At 73.7% G+C, this 6000-nt stretch carries 5 protein-coding genes; 2 read left to right on the plus strand and 3 right to left on the minus strand.

Annotated features, from left to right (window positions below):
- Nucleotides 1-347: 347 nt before the first annotated feature.
- From OO57_RS32695 to OO57_RS32705, 3 genes are all read right to left on the minus strand, one after another.
- Complete coding sequence (locus tag OO57_RS32695; RefSeq protein ID WP_324606812.1) at nt 348-1049, minus strand: glycerophosphodiester phosphodiesterase; 702 nt, start codon at nt 1047-1049, stop codon at nt 348-350.
- Nucleotides 1050-1252: 203 nt separating this feature from the next.
- Entirely contained in the window at nt 1253-1666 is a 414-nt protein-coding gene (locus OO57_RS32700) for a TOBE domain-containing protein (RefSeq protein WP_033256369.1), read from the minus strand.
- 292 nt (nt 1667-1958) lie between these two features.
- Nucleotides 1959-3266 (minus strand): ROK family transcriptional regulator, encoded by a 1308-nt coding sequence (locus OO57_RS32705; RefSeq protein ID WP_033256370.1) that lies wholly within the window; start codon nt 3264-3266, stop codon nt 1959-1961.
- An 85-nt stretch (nt 3267-3351) separates the two neighbouring features.
- On the opposite strand from OO57_RS32705, the gene OO57_RS32710 reads away from it, so the two are divergent.
- Together OO57_RS32710 and OO57_RS32715 are read left to right on the plus strand one after the other, a co-directional pair.
- Nucleotides 3352-4548 carry an MFS transporter gene (locus OO57_RS32710; RefSeq protein ID WP_033256371.1) on the plus strand — a complete coding sequence of 399 codons (1197 nt, stop codon included), beginning with the start codon at nt 3352-3354 and terminating at the stop codon, nt 4546-4548.
- Between the two features lie 414 nt (nt 4549-4962).
- Nucleotides 4963-5865, plus strand: coding sequence for a deoxyribonuclease IV (locus OO57_RS32715; RefSeq protein ID WP_033256387.1), 903 nt, complete (start codon nt 4963-4965; stop codon nt 5863-5865).
- The last annotated feature ends 135 nt before the right edge of the window (nt 5866-6000 follow it).

Genomic DNA, 6000 nt, shown 5'->3' on the forward strand with positions numbered 1-6000 from the left:
CGGCACCGGGAGCAGTTGGGACGGCCTCCGGTCGTCCGGGTCCCCACCGGTCGCGCTCGTCACGGAGACCGTTCCTGACGCGGCACCACTCCCCGAGGAGGGATCCCCACTTGATGTTCCTTGTCGCCCTGTTCCGGTTCCTCCCCCGTCTCCGCCCTTCGTGGGCGTGGAGGGGTCTGGGCGGTCGCCCGGGTCCTGCGGATTCGGGGAGCCCTCTGCCGTCACCGCCACCTCCGCAGCCGACGCACCACCATGATCGGTTTATTCCAACAGATGACGGTCCCACCGGCAGGGAAGGGCTGTGGGCGTGGCGTGGCGCCCGGGTCGACCGCCCCGCTCCCGGTGGTTCAGGCCTGATGCTGGTCGATCGTCCGGCGCAGCAGTGCGATGCGGTTGGAGGTCAACGAATCCACGCCGAGGGCGAGCATCCGCCGCATGGTGCGGCGCAGGTCCACCGTCCAGGTCGCCAGGCCCATCCCGGCATCGTGGACGGAGTCCACCAGCCGTTCGTCGACCAGGCCGAAGGGCGGGTTGAGGTAGCTGGGGCGCAGTTCGGCGAGCAACCGCTGCTTGGGCAGTTGGAGGCGGTTCCAGGTCAGGGAGATCTCCGCTTCGGGAGCCAGTTCGCGCACCGCGAGCATGGCGGCGACCGGTCCGCAGAAGGCAACCCGGTCCGCTGCCCCGAGATCGCTGACGACCTGCCAGGTAGCAGCAGCGGGGCGGGCTTCGTCCAGGTCGATCATCAGCCTCGCGCCGTCCGCGGCGGCAACGGCCTGCAGGGCCTCGGCGAGGGTGGGGATCCGGATCCCGGAGACGGCCACTTCCTCCAGTTGATCGAGCGTCACGCGGTCGATCCGGCGCTGGTCGTTCCACAGGCGCTCGAGGGTGTGGTCGTGCAGCAGCACGGGCACCCCGTCCCGGGTGAGCTGGACGTCGACCTCGACGACGTCGGCTCCTGCGGCGAGGGCCGCCCTGACCGCAGGCAGGGTGTTCTCGCGGTGCAGGTAGGGGTCGCCACGGTGGGCAACGGCGCGCACGCGGCTCTTCAACGGAATCGTCCTCTCACACGGTCGGGATACTCACAGCACTGGCCGCCTCGCCACCGCTCGGCCGCGGGCCTCCGCATCCTAGGCGGCGTCAGTTCGCCTCCCGCTCCCGGCCACCGGTACCGCCCGGACAGCCGGGCAGCGGAGCCGCTCCGGGTCGGACCGGCTCCGGGGGCAGGACGAGGAGGGTACGGCCGGGCCCGGCCTCAGCGCCGCTCGACCACGACGTTGGTCGACTTGATCACCGCGGTGGCGGGTGCTCCGGGGACGAGGCCGAGTTCTTCGGCCGAGTCGCGGCTGATCAGGGAGACCACCCGGAACGGGCCGGCCTGGATCTCCACCTGTGCGGCGACGTCCCCCAGGACGACTGCGGTCACGATCCCGGGGAACCGGTTCCGGGCCGACGAGCGCCCCTCCACCTCGTTGTTCTCCGGACGGGCCAGTTCCCGGGCGAAGGCCGCGAGCTCCGCCCCGGCGATGATCCGGTGGCCGTGCTCGTCACGCATCGCCGGCAGCCGGCCCGCGTCCACCCACCGCCGCATGGTGTCGGCGCTCACCCCGAGCATCGAGGCAGCCTCGCCGATGCGGTACGGGTGGACGGGCCGGTCGGACATGACCATCGATGCGGCTCCCGGGCGATTCAAGAACGGACTGGCGGACCCCGCCATCCTGCCGTACCGGTGCTCGTCCCCATGCACACCCCACCACCGGCCGACAGGCAGCCACCTGCACGGGGAACGGACCGCCACCGCAGCGGAACGCACCGCTCGACGGCGGAACGGGTGCCGCACAGTGGCACGGCGCCGACGGGTAGGGCGACGGTTCGACACGGCTGACGGGGCGTCGACGGCAGTCCTCGGCCGCGGCACTCGGCACGGTGCGCTGCGGGCCGGGGAGCTGAGGGCTGCGCCGTCAGTCTCCGCCGAACAGTTCCTGCCGCGCCGCGTCCCCCGCGGTCAGCACCGCACCGGCCAGGACGGCGCCGCCGCCTGCGGCGCCCGCCCGCACTTCGGTGGCGAGCGGGGAGAGGCGGGAGAGGTGCAGTTCCACCCGCTCGGCCAGCTCCGGGCCTCCGGCCTGCCCGATCTCACCGCCCAGCACCACGCAGCCCGGGTCGATCACGACGCAGATCGAGGAGGCTCCGAGGGCGATCCGCAGCGCCAGCTCGTCCAGGAAGTCGTCGGCGCCGGTCTCGACGGCCCGACGGACCACGGCCGCGGCCGCGGGTTCCTGCTCCTCGGCCGCACTGGCGCCCCTGCCCCTGCCCCTGCCCCCGGCCCCGGCCACTGGCCCGGTCGTGAGCCCGTGGCGAGCAGCGAGTTCGCAGATGGCCGCGCTCGACACCATGGAGTGGAAGCCGCCGTCGCACTTCTTGGAGTCGGGGAGCCTGATGGTCCCGGGCACGGGCAGGAAGCCGATCTCCCCGGTGCCGCCGGAGGCCCCGCGACGCAGGCGTCCGTCCAGCACCACGGAGGCGCCGACGCCGTGTCCGAGCCAGATCAGCGCGAAGTCCCGGCGGCCCTGGGCCGCGCCGATGCGGTGTTCGGCGATCCCGGCCAGGTTCACCTCGTTCTCCAGGATCACCTCCGTGCCGGGACGCGACCGCAGGGCGGTGAGCAGCTTGGTGTGCCATTCGGGCAGCTTGCCGGAGTTGTTGAGCATGCCCGTCATCGGGTCGACCAAGCCCGGTGCGCCGACGGCCACGGTGTGCAACTCCGCCGCCCCGGCCTCGGCCGCGGTGGCGAGCAGCGTCTCGACGGTCCGCTTCACCAGCAGGTCGCCGTCGTCCGCCCCGGCCCCGGTCTCGACGTCCTCCTTGACGCCCGTCGCAACACCCGCCCCAGTACCCGTGCCCGTGTCGGGGGCAGAGTCGGAGGCGGCGATGGTGGCCGTGCCGAGGGTCCGGCCGGTCAGGTCCGCGACCACCAGGCTGACGCCGGTGGAGCGGATGTCGATCCCGGCGAGGTGGGCGCGGTCGGCGACCAGGCCGTACAGGCGGGCGTTGGGGCCGCGGCGCAGTGCGGCGCTCTCGCCCGCGTGGGCGACCAGGCCGCTGCGTTGGAGCCGCTCCAGCAGGTCTGCGACGGTGGGCCGGGAGAGCCCGGTGAGTGTGCGCAGGTCGGATGCGGTGAGCGGGCCCCGTTCGAGCAGCAGGTCGAGGGCGAGCCGGTCATTGATGGCCCGGGCGGTGCTCGGCGTGGCGGTGCGAGCGGTCGTCATGAGCCTGCATCCTTCCAGAGGTTTCTATCAGGCAGGGTCCCTGATAGTTTATTGCCATCCGACCGACCTCAAGGGGGAGCCCAGCATGGGCGAGACTCTCAAGGACGTCCAGCGCGCGAGGATGAGCGTGGCGCTGGTCTTCGCCGTCCACGGCGCCGTCACCGGCACCTTCGTCACCCGCATCCCGTGGATCAAGGACCACCTCGATCTGAGCCCGGGCCAGCTCGGCCTCGCTCTGGTGTTCCCGGCCTTCGGCGCGTCGGTGGCGATGCCGCTGGCCGGCCGGATCGTGCACCGCCTGGGCGCCCGGACGGCGCTGCAGGGGCTGCTGACCTTGTGGTGCCTGTCGCTGGCGCTGCCCGCGCTCTCCCCGCACCTGGTGGTGTTCTGCCTGGCCCTGTTCCTCTACGGCGCCACGGCGGGCATGTCGGACGTCGCGATGAACGCGCAGGGCGTCGAGGTCGAGGAACGGCTCGGCCGGTCGATCATGTCCGGTCTGCACGGCATGTGGAGCGTCGGCGGTCTGGTGGCCTCCGCCTTCGGTGTCCTGGCCGCCCATCAGCACGTGGACGCCCGCGTCCAGTACGCGGTGACCGCCGCGATCCTGGTGGTGCTCGCCCAGGTGGTCTCCCTCGGGGTGCTGGACGTCCGACCGACCGCCGGTGAGGAGGCCCCGCCGCGGTTCGCCCTGCCGCCGAAGGAAGCGCTGGTCATCGGCCTGGTCGGGTTCTGCGCGGTGTTCGCCGAGGGCGCGTCGATGGACTGGAGCGGGGTCTACCTCCGCGACATCACCGGCGCCTCCTCCTCCGTCGCTGCTGCCTGCTTCACCGCCTTCGCCGCGACCATGGCCGCGGCCCGCCTGGCTGGTGACGCGGTCGTCCGTCGGCTCGGCCCGGTGCGCGCCGTCCGACTGAGCGGCGTGGTCGCCACCGCGGGCGGCCTGCTGGTGGTGTTCGCGAGCAGCCCGTACGTGGCCATTCCGGGCTTCGCCCTGATCGGCATCGGCATCGCCGTGGTCGTCCCGCTCGCGTTCGCCGCCGCGGGCCGGGCGGGCAGCAACCCGAGCCAGTCCATCGCCGGTGTCGCCACCATCACCTACACCTCCGGGCTGGTGGCCCCGGCCGTGGTCGGCGGCATCGCACAGGCCAGTTCGCTGACCGTCTCCTTCATCGCGGTCACGCTGCTGGCCGCCGCCCTGATCCCCTTCGCGACGGCGATGCGGCACCGCAAGCCGGTCGACGCCCCCGTCGCAACCTACGGCTCCCTGGAGCCGACCCACTGACGGACGCCGGACAATGGGCGGACGGACGTCCGTCGAGGGGCGCGGGAAATCCATTCCCGCGCCCCTCGGCACCTTCCCCTCCTCCCCGTCCCCGGCACGTCCCGTCCGAACGCCCCACCGGGTGCCGCCGGACCGCAGGAACCGCCGCGCCCGCCGGTCGACTCCGGTCCGGCGACCGGCAGAGCCGTACGGGACAGCGTGTGCACGCACACCGCTTCACGGACCTCCCGGACGACCGTACGGACCGGCTTGCCCTCCTCCCCGCCCGCCGCGGCTTCACGGTCGGCGCCCAGTCCCATCGGCTCGTCCCGCCGACTCGTCCCGCCGGCCCCGGGGCGTCGGCGGCGCAGCGCCCCGGGTGGGCGCCGACCCTGGTGGTCTGCGCTTCCGTCCTGGCGTGCGATGCTCCTGGGCATGGATTTCGCCCCGCGCAACCCGATCGGTGCCCACGTTCCCGTCGCCGGGAAGGGGCTGGTCGGGACGGGGCTGGCCTACGCCGAGAAGGTCGGGGCGGAGGCGGTGCAGGTGTTCGTCGCCAATCCGCGCGGGTGGGCCACTCCGGCCGGGAGCCCCGCGCACGACCTGGCCTTCCGGGCGGCCTGCGCCGAGCGGGGCGTCCCGGCGTACGTGCACGCGCCGTACCTGATCAACTTCGGCTCCGACTCGGCCGCGACCCGGGAGCGCTCCGCCGAGTCGCTGACGCACTCGCTGCACCGCTCGGCCGCGATCGGCGCCCTGGGGGCGGTCGTGCACACCGGGTCCGCGCTCTGCGGCACCCGGGCGGAGGCGCTCGCCCAGGTCCGCGAGCAGGTGCTACCGATCCTGGACGGCCTCGACCGGTACGGCGCCGACGCCCCGTGGCTGCTGCTGGAGCCGACCGCGGGTCAGGGCAGTTCGCTCTGCTCCCGGATGGACGACCTCGCCGCCTACCTGGAGGCCCTCGACCGCCACCCGCTGGTCGGCGTCTGCCTGGACACCTGCCACGCCTTCGCCGCCGGGCACGACCTGGCCGCACCGGACGGGGTCGAGGAACTCTTCGACGCCCTGCACCGGGCGGTCGGCCCCGGCCGGCTGCGGCTGATCCACGCCAACGACTCGCAGGACGTCGCGGGCGCCCGCAAGGACCGCCACGAGAACATCGGCGCGGGCCACATCGGCGCGGCCGCGTTCGAGGCACTGCTCGCGCACCCGGCCACCGAGGGCGTCCCGCTGATCATCGAGACCCCGGACGGCCGCCACGACCCCGCCCGGGTCGAGGGCGCCCGCCACTCCGCCGACATCGCCCTGCTCAAGCGGCTGCGCCGCCCCGTCTCCTGAGACGTCCTCCCCGCGCCCGCCCCGCGCCGGTTAAGCTCCCGGGGTGTCCGCCCCGCAGCCGATAGCCGCGCCCACCGCCATCAGCCCCGCCACCGCCACCGCCACCGCCGAGGCGACCAGCCCCGCCCCCGCCCC

This window comes from Kitasatospora phosalacinea (assembly GCF_000717185.1).
Lineage (GTDB): Bacteria > Actinomycetota > Actinomycetes > Streptomycetales > Streptomycetaceae > Kitasatospora > Kitasatospora phosalacinea_A.

Coding starts and splice junctions, on each gene's coding strand:
- OO57_RS32710 (WP_033256371.1), top strand. CDS start 3,352: ATGGGCGAGACTCTCAAGGACGTCCAGCGCGCGAGGATGAGCGTGGCG.
- OO57_RS32700 (WP_033256369.1), bottom strand. CDS start 1,666: ATGGTCATGTCCGACCGGCCCGTCCACCCGTACCGCATCGGCGAGGCT.
- OO57_RS32705 (WP_033256370.1), bottom strand. CDS start 3,266: ATGACGACCGCTCGCACCGCCACGCCGAGCACCGCCCGGGCCATCAAT.
- OO57_RS32715 (WP_033256387.1), top strand. CDS start 4,963: ATGGATTTCGCCCCGCGCAACCCGATCGGTGCCCACGTTCCCGTCGCC.